Origin of the sequence: Mesorhizobium cantuariense, assembly GCF_042647205.1 — a bacterium.
In the GTDB taxonomy this organism is placed as follows: domain Bacteria; phylum Pseudomonadota; class Alphaproteobacteria; order Rhizobiales; family Rhizobiaceae; genus Mesorhizobium; species Mesorhizobium cantuariense.
Genome location: NZ_JBHRVD010000001.1, coordinates 852,659 through 869,610, shown reverse-complemented (window position 1 = coordinate 869,610; position 16,952 = coordinate 852,659). Strand labels below are relative to the sequence as shown.

At 60.0% G+C, this 16,952-nt stretch carries 9 protein-coding genes and 2 pseudogenes; 7 read left to right on the top strand and 4 right to left on the bottom strand.

Annotated elements, in window-relative coordinates; translation table 11 throughout:
* Positions 1-2: 2 nt before the first annotated feature.
* The 3 genes and pseudogenes from ACFOJ9_RS04135 to ACFOJ9_RS04125 all read left to right on the top strand — a co-directional run bounded on the left by ACFOJ9_RS04135 (position 3) and on the right by ACFOJ9_RS04125 (position 3,383).
* A pseudogene (locus tag ACFOJ9_RS04135) lies at positions 3-1,235 on the top strand (pyridoxal phosphate-dependent aminotransferase).
* A gap of 36 nt (positions 1,236-1,271) precedes the next feature.
* Positions 1,272-2,555, top strand: coding sequence for an NAD(P)/FAD-dependent oxidoreductase (locus ACFOJ9_RS04130; RefSeq protein ID WP_378977021.1), 1,284 nt, complete (start codon positions 1,272-1,274; stop codon positions 2,553-2,555).
* Between the two features lie 240 nt (positions 2,556-2,795).
* Positions 2,796-3,383 (top strand): DUF309 domain-containing protein, encoded by a 588-nt coding sequence (locus tag ACFOJ9_RS04125; RefSeq protein ID WP_378977019.1) that lies wholly within the window; start codon positions 2,796-2,798, stop codon positions 3,381-3,383.
* A 414-nt stretch (positions 3,384-3,797) separates the two neighbouring features.
* Here ACFOJ9_RS04125 and ACFOJ9_RS04120 read toward each other — a convergent pair whose 3' ends face one another.
* On the bottom strand, positions 3,798-4,010 hold the full coding sequence (locus tag ACFOJ9_RS04120; protein ID WP_095088798.1) for a cold-shock protein: 213 nt from the start codon (positions 4,008-4,010) through the stop codon (positions 3,798-3,800).
* A gap of 436 nt (positions 4,011-4,446) precedes the next feature.
* Entirely contained in the window at positions 4,447-4,674 is a 228-nt protein-coding gene (locus ACFOJ9_RS04115) for a hypothetical protein (protein ID WP_095088800.1), read from the bottom strand.
* Positions 4,675-4,852: 178 nt separating this feature from the next.
* Between ACFOJ9_RS04115 and ACFOJ9_RS04110 the strand changes: the two genes are divergently transcribed.
* Positions 4,853-5,050, top strand: coding sequence for a hypothetical protein (locus ACFOJ9_RS04110; RefSeq protein ID WP_378977017.1), 198 nt, complete (start codon positions 4,853-4,855; stop codon positions 5,048-5,050).
* A gap of 237 nt (positions 5,051-5,287) precedes the next feature.
* Here the strand turns inward: ACFOJ9_RS04110 and ACFOJ9_RS04105 are convergent, their stop codons facing one another.
* Both ACFOJ9_RS04105 and ACFOJ9_RS04100 read right to left on the bottom strand, forming a co-directional pair.
* Positions 5,288-5,695 (bottom strand): hypothetical protein, encoded by a 408-nt coding sequence (locus ACFOJ9_RS04105; RefSeq protein ID WP_167392232.1) that lies wholly within the window; start codon positions 5,693-5,695, stop codon positions 5,288-5,290.
* Between the two features lie 449 nt (positions 5,696-6,144).
* Positions 6,145-6,465, bottom strand: a complete 321-nt coding sequence (locus ACFOJ9_RS04100) for a hypothetical protein (protein WP_095088810.1) — start codon at positions 6,463-6,465, stop codon at positions 6,145-6,147.
* A gap of 752 nt (positions 6,466-7,217) precedes the next feature.
* Between ACFOJ9_RS04100 and ACFOJ9_RS04095 the strand changes: the two genes are divergently transcribed.
* The 3 genes and pseudogenes from ACFOJ9_RS04095 to ACFOJ9_RS04085 all read left to right on the top strand — a co-directional run bounded on the left by ACFOJ9_RS04095 (position 7,218) and on the right by ACFOJ9_RS04085 (position 16,948).
* The gene (locus ACFOJ9_RS04095) at positions 7,218-13,181 is read left to right on the top strand and encodes a DUF3320 domain-containing protein (protein WP_378922621.1); all 5,964 of its coding nucleotides are present in this window, start codon (positions 7,218-7,220) and stop codon (positions 13,179-13,181) included.
* Positions 13,182-13,194: 13 nt separating this feature from the next.
* Positions 13,195-14,318, top strand: a pseudogene (locus tag ACFOJ9_RS04090) (metallophosphoesterase family protein).
* Entirely contained in the window at positions 14,315-16,948 is a 2,634-nt protein-coding gene (locus tag ACFOJ9_RS04085; RefSeq protein ID WP_095088828.1) for an AAA family ATPase, read from the top strand. Before ACFOJ9_RS04090 ends, ACFOJ9_RS04085 begins: the two are co-directional and overlap by 4 nt.
* Positions 16,949-16,952: the final 4 nt, after the last annotated feature.

Sequence of the window (16,952 nt, the reverse complement as noted above, 5' to 3'; positions counted from 1 at the left end):
CAATGACCGTCAGCACAAGGATCGATCAGGCCGGCTTCGTGCCTGCCTCGCGTCTATCGACGATCGGCGTTTCGCCGATCCTGAAGATCGGCGCCCGCGCTCAGGCCTTAAAGCGCGACGGAGCGCCGATGATCATCCTGGGAGCGGGTGAGCCGGATTTCGACACGCCCGACAATGTGAAGCAGGCGGCCTGCAGTGCCATCCAACGCGGCGACACCAAATACACCGTGCTCGATGGCACGCCGGAACTCAAGCGGGCGATCCGGGAAAAATTCCGCCGTGAGAACGGCCTCGACTATGCGGTAGACGAGATCACGGTGGCTGCCGGTGCCAAGCCGATACTGTTCAATGCGATGATGGCGACGGTGAACTGCAGCGATGAGGTCATCATCCCGACGCCGGCATGGACTTCCTATGCCGATATCGTCGCCATCGCCGAGGGCAGCCCCGTCTTCGTCCCTTGTGAAGCGGAGGCTGGGTTCAGGCTGACGGCAAGTCAGCTCGAGGCAGCGATTACGCCGAGGACAAAATGGCTGCTCCTGAATTCACCCTCCAATCCGTCCGGCGCCGCCTACAGCGAGGCCGACTATCGACCTCTGATCGAGGTGCTCCTGCGGCATCCGCATGTCAGCCTACTGGTGGACGATATGTACGAGCATATCATCTATGACGGTTTTCGTTTCGTCACCCCGGTGGCGCTGGAACCGCGCCTGAAGGCGCGGTCGCTGACCGTAAACGGCGTTTCGAAGGCCTATGCCATGACCGGATGGCGGATCGGCTACGCCGGCGGGTCGCGAGAGCTGGTCAAGGCGATGGCGGTGGTGCAGAGCCAGTCGACCTCCTGCCCGTCATCTGTCAGCCAGGCTGCCGCTGCCGAGGCCCTGTCCGGCCCTTAGCACTTCCTGAAGGAAAGAACCGAGAGTTTTCGTCGCCGCCGCGATCTCACTGTTGACGGATTGAACGCGATCGAAGGCATCGACTGTCGCAATCCGGAGGGGGCCTTCTACACCTTTGCCAGTTGTGCAGACCTGATCGGCAAATCGACGCCAGCCCGCAAGTGGATCGAAACTGACAATGATTTCTGCAACTACCTGCTCGAGGAGGCCAGTGTCGCGGTTGTCCCAGGCGCTGCTTTCGGCCTATCACCTTTCTTCCGCATTTCCTATGCGACATCCGAAGCCGAGTTGAGAGAAGAAATCCTGCGCATCTCCGCAGCATGCGCGCGACTCGCCTAGGCGACCAATCTTAAAAAATGCACTCGGAACCGTTCGATGCTGAATGACCCCCGCTCTCACGGCCTTTGGGAGGCGACCGCGCCGCAGGCTCCTATAACGGCTGCACTCGACCGGCAAATTTCCGCCGATGTGGTTGTCGTCGGTGGTGGGTATACCGGCATGTCATGCGCGCTGCACTTGGCAGAAGCCGGACGCCAGGTCGTCCTGCTGGAAGGCCGCGAGATCGGTTTCGGCGGCGCCGGGCGTAATGTCGGGTTGATCAATGCCGGCCTATGGCTGATGCCGGACGACCTTACCGCCAAGCTCGGGTCCATTCACGGCGAGCGGCTGCTGAGGCTGCTCGGTGAGGGTCCGGCAATGGTCATGGACCTCATCGATAGACATCGCATCGACTGTGAATTGGAACGAAACGGCACGCTCCACTGCGCGGTAGGCCAAGCCGGGTTGATGGAGATTCGGGAGCGCGAGGCACAGTGGCAAAGAAGAGGCGCGCCGGTGGAGGTACTCGACGCCGACGAAACGAAAAAGAGGCTAGGCACCCGGGCCTATGCGGCTTCACTGCTCGATCGACGTGCCGGTACACTCCAGCCGCTCGCATACGCGCGTGGCCTCGCCCAGGCCTGCCTCCGCGCCGGGGCGATAATCTGCACCTCCAGTCCAGTTGTGGCAGCTGGCAAAAAGAACGGTCGATGGACGTTGCGTACCACGAATGGCGCGGTCGAGGCCAAATGGGTGGTGGTCGCCACTGACGCCTACAGCACCGGACCATGGACAAGCGTCCGCAACGAACAGGTACATCTACCTTACTTCAACCTGGCGACCAAGCCGCTCGGGGCCGAGCTGTTACAGTCCATCCTGCCAGGACGAGAAGGCACGTGGGACACCAAAACGATCCTCTCTTCGTTCCGGCTGGATAAAGCGGGGCGGCTGGTGTTCGGCAGCGTCGGCGCGCTACGCAACACGGGCACTGCCATCCACAAGGCTTGGGCGCGCCGTGCCCTGTCGAAACTCTATCCGCAGCTTCGCGATGCGGAGTTCGAGGATGAGTGGTACGGACAGATCGGCATGACCACGGATGCAATGCCGAGATCCCACAAGCACGCCCAAAACGTCATCGGTTTCTCAGGCTACAACGGCCGCGGCATTTCGCCCGGCACGGTGTTCGGTCGAGAGCTGGCACTTCTGATCCTTGGCGAAAAGACCGAGACTGAACTGGCCTTGCCGCAATCTGAACTGCAAGAAATCTCCTCACTTGGCCTCAGGGAAGCGTATTACGAGGTCGGCGCGCAAATCGCCCATCTGACGTCGGCATGGCATTAAAGTACCGGTTCTTGTGGCAAGGGGCCCATGCCCCGCACAGGCATTGAACGTCTCAATTGGCCGAAGAACGAACCCGCGACGTGGGATGGGCGTGCGCGATAAGATCACGAACTGATCGTTGTTCGCAGTGTGCGTCGTTCGGCCGAGGCAGAGCATATGGGGCTTCTTGCTGGCGGCTATTGCTAAGTGTCATTCCTGATGCGTTGGAACTGACGTCAGTTCAGGTCTCGGCCGTGCTATATGTATTTGATGGCTATTGGTTCGATGTTGCGCCCGCGCTGCCTGCCGGAAAGGCGCTTTCCATTCTATGCGTATCTGCCGGGCAAGCAACCGCATCCCGTGCGCGATCCCGCAGGACACAGCTACCACAGCGAAGCCGTGCCGGTCCCTGCAAAAGCGTCGCTTGAGTCAGACATGTTCCTATGGGGTCTCGACCTGTTCAATCACGGCTATTACTGGGAAGCCCATGAGGCTTGGGAAGGTCTTTGGCAGGTCGCGGATCGAGGCGATCCGCTCCGGATGCTCTTCAAGGGATTGATCCTGTTATCGGCGGCCGGCGTGAAGATCCGGGAGGGCAAGCATGCCGCGGCGGTGCGTCATGCCGGGCGTGCCGCTGGACTCCTTCACCTGCTGATGGACACGACGGATCAAACCTTCGCGCGCGCGCTCGGCATGTTGCCCGCAGCGCTTGCCGAACAAGCCAGAGCCGCGGCAGGCATACCCGCAAACCTGCAGGCGACTGCGCTCGGTCAGCCTCAACCCGTGTTTGATTTCATTCTCGGCCAAGGTTCGACAGACGACCTGTCAGAACGTGCCTCCACGTGGTGACCTGACGAATAGAAAAGGCCGGACTGTTAAGCCCGGCCAAGTATGAAGGTTCAAAACCTCCAGAGGGGAACGCGTCGGACGCGATGGGAGGAGGCATCCGATGCGATGTGCATATGGGTCAGCTACGGTGACGTTTCAACGACACGGCGGTGGACCACCGTGGCCGCGCTGTAGAGCCAAGCAAGCAATAAGCTCGGGCGTACCGGCCTGCCCAGTCTCGCCGGATCGCCATCAGCATCCTATAATCCATCCCATATCCAAAAGGCGGGAAGATATCCCGCCTTTTATTGCCAAACAAACTGATTTCACATGATCGTTTGAAGACTTGCAGCAATCCGCTGCCCCGGCCCTCGGATCTATCATCCTTCGTGCGCTCTTGGCGCAGCCGCCAGTACATCCGTGACTACGAGAAAATTAGCCTGCTTTGCTCAGATTGCCGGCAGAGGACTTGCCGGTGCGGCGGTCCTGCTCGATCTCAAAATTGATCTTCTGGCCATCGACGAGGGTGCCGAGACCCGCGCGCTCCACAGCGGAGATGTGGACGAAAACGTCCTGACCACCATTGTCGGGCTGAATGAATCCAAAACCCTTGGTGCTATTGAACCACTTCACGGTTCCAGTCGCCATATGCGTATTCCTTATGTCAGTTGCTCAGTCGGGCTGCGAAGCCAAACCAGTTCATATCAAAATTTTGGAGAAAGACACAGCAAGGACGATGTATCTGTACCGGGCTGTAGGTCTCGGGCAGCAGATTCCGCCTGGCTTCGGCCGCCCGCGCCGCGTGAAGGTCGAGAGCCTTGCCGGAACCTAGGCTTCGGAAGACATTGCCTGGACGCCCGGTACATTCGTCAGGCCGATCTTCTCAGCGACATGCTCATCGCTCACTTTGGGATTTCTAGGTGGCGCATGTCTGAAAGCGGTCATCAGTGATGCCAAGAGAGGCTTCTCGCAGCGACGATTGAATGCGCGGCCAAGCGAGTCCGGTGGGCGACTGTCGACTTCGCCCTTCGCGTCAAGACAAGCAGTAAGCAGCTGCGTTACGAGCCACTGTGGACTTATTTATTCAGCCTACCCGCCGCAAATCCTGCTGTCGCGCCCTGGCTGCTATGAGCAAGCAGGTTTCGTCGCTAAGTCCGGTCTGGAAACGGCGCACCAGGTCAGAGGCAACATTCTCAGCTTCTGGTGATCCCGGCTGGATATCTCTCTCTTGGCAAAGCTGGTCGAAAACCGATTTCAGGCTTTCCAAGTCACTTGGATAGAGGGCTGGGTCAAGGTTGAGACGATCAATCATCTGGGCCTCCCGTGGGCTGAGATCTTGAACGACACAAAGGGGGGCGGAAAGACCGCCGACAGGACAACATGACTCCGCTGAAAGCGCTTGTCATCTAGAAAGCTGCGTATAGCTAGTACCCGTCCACGCCTCCTGCGCCGCTGAACTCTGGAGCATCATCAAGGCGGACTGGGGCTTGATGCGGGGCATGTTTTGCGCCAACGCGGAGCTGCGATTCAACTTCGACAAGACCGTGTTCGACGACATGTTGCGGGTCATCAAGGAAACCCGGAACGAGCTCTTCCATAGCAAACCCATCAAGGACCGTAAGAAGGTCGTCGAGGCTTGTGAGCGCATGCGCTTCAGTTCCATCTCGGCGACTATGACGCCGAACTAGGCGCCGCCCAATGCTTGCAGATTTCGCCGACAGTCAACCGCGCGCAGCGACACGTCATCCCAGCTCGATAGATTTTTCTCTCACGACATGGTGTGTGACGACCCGGAGCCGAAGGTCGTCACGAGGATCGTCGAACGCAAATCCGATGTCCCCCGTTCGCTGTTCGACTGCATGCCGGAACCCGTGGCGACGGAGGTCTGGGAGACTCAGCGGGACGTTGCGCTGTATCTCGAGCGGCTAGCGGTGGCGGGTCAGGATTGCCGGACCCGCCTCGCTAAAGTCAGGAAGCTGCTGGCTGACCGCTAAGGTCGTCAGGCGGCGCTCCTGTTCGGCGGCGAGGAGGGCCGCCAGGTCGGCGAGTGCGGCATCGGTCACGTGCCGGACCAGAAGCTCGGTCGCCAGCGGCTCGGCAAGAACGGTCTCTCTGGTCTGTCCGGGAATCCGGAAAGGCGTGCCTGAACTGAAAACTTGGTCGTCGAGGATCTTTCTCGATCCGGACGAACGGACCGCGCCAAGCATGCTTTCGACCATGAACGCGGTCGCTTCCCCAGCGAGCTGGCGGAGTCCGTGATGCTCGGCATCTTCCTGACCGAAGCGCTCGACCATCTCGCCGGACAGCGCTGTTACGGGCTTCTCGCCATTCATGATGCGGCGCCGCATCTCCGAGAGGATCTGCGATTCCTCGGCGAGGGCCAGGAGCGCATTCCCATTCTTTAACTTCGCAGCCCTGCTGCGGATTCGTTTCGGCCATTCGGTTGACATGTCGCTTGCCTATCTGACATCACAGCAGTGATGTCTCTTATTGGAATGGGCAGCGACATACGATACCGGGGTGACGTGTAAACAGTCCTCTCTGTTAGACATGTCTCTGAGCGCATTGCCCTTCCTGGTCGCCGCCCCAGTGTCGGATACCGAACGACTGCTTCTGCGCTTCTTCCTCGGGCGCCCCTTCCAAGACCCAGCCCTCTGAGAGTTTGCCGCGTACCGCGAAACCCGGGACCCGTTGCTCTTTGGCCCGTCATCACCGATGTACCATCTCACGGCGTTAGGCCACTTCTTCGGACTCGGCCGCTCCCCAGTTATCGGGATCGCGGTTATGCCGAGGCCGCCGTGCGCGGTAGGAACTGGCTTATGCAGCATTGAGATATTGTCCTCTCGTGCAGTTCGCGGGCGCGCTGGACCATCTGCGCCGTCGGCTGGATGCGCCAACCGGCATGTTCGTGTCCGACGCGTTCTGCGAGATACTCGTCGACGTCGGCGATCTGCATAGCGTCGACTTTCGTCAGCAGCCTCCATGCCCGGAACCGAAGCCTGTCGACACGCAGCTCGTCGTCGTCCGAAAGCTGCGTCGTCCGATGCGCGGCGTTGTCATTGGCATGGCGACCCCACAATGCCAGGCGGCGCGCCGCAGCCACGTCGTCTCAAGCAGCAATTCCACGCCCGCTCCGAACACTAGCCACAGATGCTCGGCACGAGGCAGGAAAGCCGGGAAGCCCCGGTCCCTGCGGTCGACCTCGGCCTCAGTTGGGAAGCCGCGCAGCCTGTCGAGCTTGTCAGCAGAGATCACGTGGGCACCGCGTGTCTCCGGATCGAATCCGTACTGGCACGACATCTGTCTCGTGCCGCCGATCTCGCCGGTTATGCGATGGGAATCCCATTCCGACTTCTTCAGGATGTCGCGGGACGCTGCAAAGGCGGCAGAACTCGCAGTCAAACAGGCGACTTCAACCCTCAAGCCTTGAACTGAGGGACCGGCCGCTGCTGTCGCGTTGGGCGACTGGAAGGAGGCGCAAAGCTGTCATGCGCGGCTTCACCTGCGATTGTTTGCTTCGAGCCAAAAGGGGCGAACACCTGTGGTCCTGAAAGGAGCCGGACCAAGGCCCACCAGTTGCGTTGTCCGGACGAACGGGCGCAGTCCGGCCTCAAACGAACGACCAGCGCGGCTCAACGAAACGTGAAGCACGAGCAGCTGCCTCACCACGCAATAGCGTGCTGTCCCGGCAGCAAGGATCACAATTCCTGCAGCGGTCGACAACTGTCGAACTGACCAAGGCGGTTCGAATTTCAGGGATTTATGCTGCTGAAGAACTAAGCGGCGACAATAGCGAGAATTTACTTTCAAATTCTGGCCGCAAAGTTCTATCGTAAATGAAAAAGGGGATAGGGCATGGAAACGAGTTCAGACACTGGCGATGCCGCCGGTATATCAGCCGCGCCCGTAATAGAAGTCGTGGCGGACATCGCCGCCAGCTTTACATATGCGTCCTTCCAAAATGCTATTCCGGTGATCCGGTCTATCGCGCTCAACAACCCGACCCAGCAGGGTTTCGAAAAATGCACTCTCGACCTGACATCGAACCCACCATTTTTGCGCGCCAAGAGTTGGACGATTGATCGGATTGTTGCCGGCGACCGGCTTCCCTTAAGCGACCGAAAAATCGATCTCGACGCCAGCTATCTGGCCGGTCTCAATGAGGCTGAGCGCGGGGAGATAACGCTGCGGCTCACCTCAGGAGGCGCAGTGCTGGCCGAGCAGCGTATTGCTGTGCGCCTGCTTGCTCGCGACGAATGGGGTGGCGTCATCGATATGGCGCAATTGCTACCTGCATTCGTCATGCCGAACGACCCGGCGATCGCAGGATTGCTACGTTCCGCAGCGGAGCGGCTCGCAGCGCATGGTCATGCCTCCAGCCTCGATGGCTATCAAAGCGGCAATCCGCAACGCGCATTCATGCTGGCGGCCGCAATTTATTCGGCCGTTGCCGGTCTATCCCTGCATTATGCAGAGCCTCCTGCAAGCTTCGAAAGCCGAGGCCAAAAAATTCGACGTCCCTCAACAATTACGGCGGAGAGGCTGGCTACCTGTCTCGATGCCAGTCTGTTGTTCGCCTCTGCCCTGGAGGCGACGGGCCTGCATGCAGTCGTCCTTATGTTCCAGGGCCACGCTGCCGTCGGCGCCTGGATAACACAAAAGACGCTCGCCAACGCCATCGAGACCGATGCCATGGAGATACGCAAGGCGCTGGCATCGCGCGAACTGATCGTGTTTGAGACGACCGGTGTAACGCATCGGCCGGCGATGACGCTGGAGGCTGCGCAACGAGCAATCGAACAACGGCTCGACGAAACGCAGGTAGGCACCTTTGTCGCCGCCATCGATATCCGCCGCTCGCGTAGCGGCGGCATTACTCCGCTTGCCTCGCACGAACCGATGCGTCGCAGCGTGGATACCGAAGTGGCAACCGAAATCGCGCTGCAGCTGCCAGCGGCACCGGCCGTGACAGCCCTGCCTGCCGACATCGTCGAGGTGAAGCCGACGACAGCTGCCGGGCGGATCGACCGCTGGCAGAAAAAGCTCCTTGATTTGACACTGCGGAACCGCCTGCTCAATTTTCCGGACTCCAAGAAGACAATTCCGTTTCTTTGTACCGACGTCGGCTATCTAGAGGATCGCCTGATGGCAGGCGCTTCGATCAGGCTCATATCGCTGCCCGAACAGAATCCATTGGGCGAGCGTGATGCTGCCCTCTATCGCGAAGTCCATGGACGTGACCTGCAGCGCGGTTTTGCAGCAGAAGCGCTCCTGCGCGACGAGCTCCCATCGACGCTCGATGGACACCAATTGGAATCCCGACTGATCGATCTTTACCGCCAAGTTCGCAACGACTTTGCCGAGGGCGGCGCGAATACGCTTTTCCTGGCGGTCGGCTTCCTGCGCTGGAAGAAAAAGCCGGAGGACGAGCGCAGCTATCGCGCGCCATTGTTGCTCGTGCCGGTCAAAATCGAGCGCCGCAGCGCAACATCGCGTTTTACCTTGCGCTTTCATGAAGATGAGCCGCGGTTCAACGCAACCTTGTTGCAGTTTCTTGAGCGCGACTTCGAGCTCAAACTGCCTCAGTTCTCCGGGGAGCTGCCCGAAGACGAAAGCGGCGTTGATGTGCCCCGTCTGCTAAGTCTTATGCGTCAGGCAGTGCGCGACGTCCCCGGTATGGAGGTAGTGGACGAGACGGCGCTCTCAACCTTCTCCTTCGCCAAATTCCTGATGTGGAAAGATCTGGTCGAGCGTACCGATGCTCTGCGCGAAAACCGCGTAGTACGCCACCTGATCGATACGCCGGAGATAGCGTTCGAGGGCAGTGGCGCATCATTCCGGGACGAGCGCGAACTCGACCGGCACTATGCCCCGTCCGATATCGTTTCGCTGCTGCCGGCCGACTCTTCACAGACCGCGGCAAGCCTTGCCGCCGCTGAGGGCCGCGACTTTGTCATCATCGGTCCTCCCGGCACTGGCAAGAGCCAGACCATCGCCAACATGATTGCCAACTGTCTTTCAGTTGGCAAAACTGTGCTGTTTGTGGCCGAGAAGACGGCGGCGCTCGATGTGGTGTATCGCCGCCTGCGCGAACATGGCCTGGGCGCGCATTGTCTCGAACTCCATTCCAGTAAGGCGGACCGACGCAACTTTCTCAACCAGCTCAGGATCAGCTGGGAAAGCGGCGTGCGCGTGGACGCCGCGGAGTGGATTGCGATCAATGAGCGGCTTCGCGTCCGTCGCGACGAACTGAATACCTATGTCGAAGCGCTGCATCGGCGCCATATCAATGGTCTCACGCCCTATCTGGCGCTTGGCATCGCTCTCAAGAACAAGCAACGGCATGCTCCGGGATTGTCGTGGCCTTCGCGCGATGGCCATGACGAGGCAAGCCGGCTGGCGCTGGAGCGTATTGCCGCCGAAACAGGTCTCGCATTTCAGTCAGTGGAGATGCGACCGGTCTTGCGTCTCATAGATGTCACCGAGTGGACGTCGGGCTTGCAGGATAACTTGCTCGAAGGGGCAAAGACCCTCAAGAGTGCGTCCGAGGTTCTAGCCACCGCACTCGACGCCTTCCTGGTGAGCATCGGCCTGCGCGCCAAAGGCGATGCGTCAACAGCAGAGCTCGAAGCGCTGCGAAAACTAGCAGGGGCACTCCAGGACAGTGCCGGCTATGACCTCAGCATTGTCTTTGATCGAGATTTCGCCCAGTTGCGGGGAGCCCTCGCGAGTCTCGATGATGCAATCAGGGACTATCGCAAGTCTCGCAAGGACCTGTCGGCACACTATGACGAGGCTGCTGTTGCGCGCATACGAATAGAGAACATAGAGCAGCAATGGCAACAGGCTGCTTCTGCCTTTTGGCCAAACAGTCAGTTGGGCAAACGCAAAGTCCAGAAGCTGCTTCAAGGCTATGTCACAGAGGGCGGGGCCGATCCTCAGCGGGACTTGCCACTGCTGCGCGTGATGCAGGACAGCCGCGCCACTGTCGAAGCCAACATCCTATCTGGCAAGCCGGTCGGATTTGCTGCACTTAATACCGACACCCGTAGTATCGATCAGATACTCTCGATCGCCGAAAGGCTTCGACAGACGCTACGCCTGCCCGGCCTCGGCACGGAGGATCTCAGAGCGCTCCTCCAAGCAACCGCCCCGAGCCTGCGAAGCGGTGCAGCAGATAGTACGATGCGCCATGGGGCAGCTCGCTTCCTTGCGGCTGCTACAGCATTCGAGGCTGCGAGGACCCAATTTGCGATCCCTGCTGGAAAGACGCCTTCGTGGGCAGGACATGATAACCCGCTGACCGAAATGACGACCGCGATGGGAGATTTGCTCAATGCCCGTCATCTTCTGCGGGACTGGACTTCGTGGTGCGGCATACGTCGCAGAGCTGTCAGTCAGAATCTGGGAGCGTTGGTCGACGATATCGAGGCGGGTCTAGTGCGACCAACCGAAGCTCAATCCGCGTTCCGCCTAGGCTACGTGCGCTGGTGGCTGCCGGCCACGCTGGATGCCGATCCGGTGCTGCGAGAGTTCCGGCGCTTCCAGCACGAGCATGCCATCGACGATTTCCGGGAAATCGACGATCTTGTCCGTGCTCAAGCAAGCCTTCGCGTCATCAGCGCCATCGCTCATGGTTTGCCGGCTGTGCAAAGCGTCCCTCGCAATTCCGAGTTGGGCCTGTTGCGCCATCAGATGGAATTGCAGCGGCCCAGCAGGTCAATCCGCGAGATGATCGGTGCTATGCCGTCGAGCTTTGCCAAGCTCGCGCCCTGCATGCTGATGTCGCCTCTTTCAATCGCTCAATACCTACCTCCCGACCAGGCGTTGTTCGACGTAGTCATTTTCGACGAAGCATCGCAGATCACCACCTGGGACGCCGTCGGTGCCATCGCGCGGGCCCATCAAACCATAATCGTAGGCGATCCCAAGCAGTTGCCGCCCACCAATTTCTTTGGCCGCAACGAGGAGAACGAGGAAGTCGTCGAGCACGAAAAGGATCTTGAGAGCATTCTCGACGAAGCCAAAGCGGCCGGCATCCCGGTGCGTGATCTGCGCTGGCATTACCGCAGCCGCAGTGAGTCGCTGATCGCCTTCTCCAACCATCACTACTATCAGAATAGGCTCATCACCTTCCCTTCCCCAACGGTGGAAGATCGGGCAGTGCAGCTGCGAAAAATCACGACCGGCATCTACGACCGAGGAAAAAGTCGCACCAACCGCATCGAAGCCCAGGCGGTCACCGACGAGGCGGTCAGCAGGATGCGGCGTTGGCTGGCCCTTCCGGAAAAGGACCGACCCACGCTCGGAGTCATCACCTTCAACGCGCAACAGCAGTCGCTCATCCTCGACTTTTTCGACAAGGCGCGACAGATGGAGCCGGAGCTTGAATGGTTCTTTGCCGACGATCGTATTGAACCCGCCATCGTCAAGAACCTGGAAAATGTCCAGGGCGACGAGCGTGACATAATCCTGTTTTCGATCACTTTCTCGCAAGATAACGCGGGCAAGCGCTCCATGGATTTCGGCGCGCTAAATCGGGACGGCGGCGAACGCCGGCTGAACGTCGCGGTGACGCGTGCGCGGCAGGAATTGATAGTATTTTCAGGTTTTACCGCCGACCAGATCGACCCCAACCGGACAAAGGCAATCGGTGTACAGCATCTCAAAACCTTCCTCGATTTTGCCGAGCGCGGCGCCGTGGCATTGCCAGCGCAGGAACGCGGACCGGTCGGGGCTTTGGAATCCCCTTTCGAGGAGGCTGTAGCCGCCGAGCTTGAGAAGCGCGGATGGACCATCGTTCCACAAGTTGGCATTTCTGGCTTTCGAGTGGATATAGGGATCCGGCATCCCGATCTTGCCGGAGCCTATCTGGCTGGGGTCGAGTGTGACGGCGCTGCCTATCACAGTTCTGCCACGGCGCGAGATCGAGACAAGGTCCGAGAGCAGGTCCTGCGAGGCCTCGGGTGGAACATTGTCCGGGTATGGTCAACCGATTGGTGGTTTGATCTCGAAGGTTGCACCGAGAGGCTTCATGCCAGCCTGGCCGCGCTGCTCGAGGAAAGCCGTCGCAAGCAAGCTGAACAACAGGAAGGTGAAGCGGTGATCCAATGGGACATGGGACATAAGGTCGACCCCATAGACCCATTGCCAGCCGAAGAGTTTGCATCGATCGGCGAACCTGCAAGCTTGTCGATAAAATCAGAGCCAGAGCTTGTCGCCGCTCCCGTCGCGACGGTAGAGCACCCATCAGCATCTGGAGCAATTTTGCCTGCTGCCGCGAATTCGACGCATGATTCCATACCGACGGACGACCGTTATCGCCTCACAGACCTATCAGCATTCGCTACCAGCCCGGATCATTTTTACGACTTCGCCTACCGAGGCACTTTGCGGACCATGGTCGACGCAGTGATCGAACAGGAAGGCCCGCTGCGAGAAGACGTCCTTGCGCAGCGCATCGCACGGGCGCATGGCTGGCTCAGAACGGGCAACAAGATTCGGGAGCGGATCGACCTGCATCTGCGCGATTTTGATAGAACTGAAGAATCCAGCGGCAGCTTCCTATGGAAGAAGGGGACGGTGGTCGATCTGTTTGATTATCGCATGCCGTTTGACGCCTATGCCCGCCGGTCCATTGCCGACATTCCAATGGCCGAGCTAGCCGCTGTCGTCGTCGCGAACAAAGACATTCTGGAACAGTCGGATCCCGCTCTCGACCTTGCACGTATGCTCGGCGTCGAGCGACTTGCGGCGATATCACGCTCCCGGCTGGATGAGGCCATCGATCGCGCCCGGCACTACCTGGCACAGACATAGTCTCGGAGACTCCATGTTTCGTTTCATCCACAGCTCCGATCTTCATATCGGCAAGCGGTTCGGCAACATGCCGGAGGATCTGCGCGGGCGGCTCCGTGAAGCGCGCCATAGCGCGATCAGCCGGCTGGCAGAACAGGCACGGGTCCATGGTGCATCCACCATATTGCTGGCCGGCGATACGTTCGACACCGAAACGCCTACACCAGCGATGTTGCGGCAGGCCCTTGCCGAGATGAGCCGGAGCGCGCCCTTGCGCTGGATATTGCTCCCTGGCAACCACGATTCACTGTTAGCTGATCAATTGTGGAGCGCTGCGGGCAGCGTTGTGCCGGACAATGTCATACTGGCCACCCGGCCCGAAATCCTGACCATTGCTGCGGACGTGGCGCTGCTGCCCGCACCGTGCACGACCCGCAGACCCGGTCGCGACCTTACCGAGTGGATGAACAACGCCGCGACACCGCAAGGCGCCATCCGGGTCGGACTTGCTCATGGCGCCATTCAGAACTTTTCAGAAGATTCAGTAGCGTCCGACGTCATTGCACCAGATCGCGCGACCAAGGCCGGCCTCGATTATCTGGCACTTGGCGACTGGCACGGGCCCGTCACCATCAATGAGCGCAGCCGCTACAGCGGTGCGCCCGAACCTGACCGTTTCAAGCATGATACACCCGGTCAGGCCCTTGTCGTTTCCATTGCCGGGCCTGGCGCCCTGCCCGAGATCGTGGCCGTCGAAACAGCCAGCTTTTCCTGGAAAACCGCTCCACTGCATTTGCTGTCTGGCGATGACAGCGCGGCGGCATTCGAAGCGTTGCTACCACCGGCAGACTTGCGGCGTCAGACCTTGCTGCGAATTGCCGCGTCTGGCCGGGTACGGGTAAGCGGACGAACCGCCCTCGAAGCCGCGGTCGCGGCAGTCGCGCCGGACTACGCCTATCTGGAGCTGCAAGGGGACGGCCTGGCGACCGACTGCGAAAGCGGCGATTTGGATCGGATCGGTCGCTCCGGCGCCCTTCGCGAGGCAGCGCAGGCACTGTTGGATGAAAGCACCGACGAAGGCGGTCGACTGTCGAACGCGACATTTCACGACAAGCACTGGTTCGGCTGTTTAGCTATTGCGAGGCGATGGGATCATGAAACTTACAGCCCTTCGGCTGCACAACGTCAAACGGTTCGCTGGGCAAGGCGTCGCCATCGAGAACATAGGCGACGGCGTCAACGTGCTTTGCGCGGTCAATGAATTCGGCAAATCAACTTTCTTCGAAGCACTCCATGCACTCTTTTTCCAGCCTCATACGGGGACGCCCGAAGGCGTAAGACTGCTACGGCCTTATAGTGGTGGCAATCCGGTGGTGGAGGCCGACATCACCACTTCAGAAGGACGCTATCGGCTTACCAAGCAGTTTTATGGTGGCAAGCTGGCCAGCGTTACCGACCTCGAGCGGAGCCGACTGTTGGCTCAAGCGGATGAGGCCGAAGCGTTTATTGGCAATCTAATCCATGGCGGAACCGCAGGACCGGCAGGATTGCTCTGGGTTCGCCAAGGAGTCACCGGCATCGAAAGGCGAAGCAAAAGCGAGGAGGATGGCGACAAACGCGTGCGCGAAAGCCTACTATCCTCGGTTCAGGGGGAAGTTGAAGCCCTGACCGGCGGGCGACGCATGGCGGAAATCGCCGCCGCATGCGAAGAAGAACTCTATAGCCTGGTTACGTCAACGCTGCGTCCCAAGAGCGGCGGTCTCTATGCGGCGGCGCTCGATGAGCGTGACAAACTGCTGAAAAAAGAACTGCGCCTCAGCGCCGAAGTTGCAGGTCTGCGCGATGCGCTCGACAAGCGGCGCATGGCGTTGGCGCGTCTGTCTGAGCTTGAAAACCCTGAAGAAGGCGCTACCCGGCGGGAGGGTATCTCGGCCGCCGAAGCCGCGGTCGAGGCTGCCAAATCGCATAGCGAAGCCCTGAAGGCTGCTGAAGCGGAAGCTGCCCTGGCCGCAATTCACCACGACGCGGCGAAGCAGGCCCTCGATAGTTTTCGGACCGCGCTCAAACGAGCCGCGGATTTGCGCGAGCAGTCGACAATTGCGCAGCTTCGCCGCAGTGAGGTTCTCGATCGGCGCGCTTCTGCCATAGTCGAAAACGAACAAGTGATGGCAGAAGTTCAAGTAGCCGAACAGGAAGAGCGCGAAGCTCGCGAACTGCTCGCGCGGCTGGATGCGACCCTCTTGGCGCGCGACGCAGCCGAACAACTGGCAAGCCTACACAACCGGCTGAAACAAGCCGAAGTCGCCAGAACCCAGATCGAAGATGGAGAGGCAGCGCTGGCGATGCTGGCGGTGCCGGAACAGGCTGTCGAGCAGCTCCAAGCGCTCGAAATCGACATTGCCGGCCTTCGTGCAGCTCAACTGGGAACCCTGCCGACGCTACGCATGGAATATCGGGACGGCGCCGCCGATTTGGTGACCATCGATGCCAAGCCTTTGCTCCATGCAGTAGACCAAAGCTTTGCTGGCACCGTGCGCATAGACATTGCCGGCATCGGAGCTTTGACCCTGCGCTCAATTCGGCCCCAGCAAGCCAACCGGACCATCGAAGAAGCCGAAGCGAAGCACCACAGCCTGCTTGCGTCCCTTGGCGTCGACAGCCTCATGACGGCACGCCAGCGCCTGGTTGAAGCGCGCGACAAGGCTGCCGAACTGGGCTTGGCGCGTCAGCGGCTCGGCGATCTCGCGCCCAAGGGAATACAGCAATTGCACGAGGAGCTTGCCCGACTGAGTGCCCTCGCGGCCGGGAACCTCGAACTTATAGTCGATTCGCGACAGATCCGGCAAAATCATGCAGCAGCCCAGCAGCGTGTGGCGACAACACGCAACAACGTGCGCGAGGCCCTGCCCCTGCGCAGCCACGCCGACGAGGCTGTCATGGCCGCCGAGACTGCTTACCTGACCATCCAGGCGGAACTGACCAGCCTCGAGGTCATATTGGGACCTGACGCAGCGCGCCAGGAAAAGGAGCGCTTGCTCCTTACCGAGGCCACCGCACGACAAACTCTGCGCGAAGCGGCTGAGATGCGCGCTGCGCCGCTGCGCGACGGCGCTCACGATCTCACCAGCGCCGAAGCTGTCCTGCGCCGTGCCCGCTCGGTCCAGGATGCCGCCACGCAGGAAGCAAGTCAGTTGCGTGTAACTCTAGCCGATCTCAATGGCCATATTCGCACCCGGTCCGACGACGCGGTGGAAGAAGCTTGGCGCGAGGCCAGAGAAAAATTGGAAGTCGCTGAAGAGCGAGTGGGACGCTTCGAAATCGAAAAGGCCGTCCTCGACCGGCTGCGTACAACGCTGGTCGCTGCGCGCTCGGCGGCACGCGATCTATATCTCACGCCGGTCATGTCCGAGCTGCGGCCGCTGCTCAGACTGTTATTCGACGACATCTCCATAGTGTTCGATGAGAATACACTGTTGCCGCAGACCGTTCGTCGCAATGGTCAGGACGAGGATGTCGAGAGGTTGAGTGGCGGCATGCGAGAACAGCTTTCGGTTCTGACCCGGCTGGCCTTCGCTCGTCTGCTCGCCCGCGACGGGCGACCCACACCGGTTATCCTCGATGACGCGTTGGTCTATTCCGATGACGATCGCATTGAGCGCATGTTCGACGCTTTGCATCGTCAATCACGCGATCAGCAGATTCTCGTTTTCTCCTGTCGCCAACGCGCGTTCGCAAAACTCGGCGGAAACATTTTGCAGATGAGCGACTGGCAACCAGGTAAGTCATAAGCGG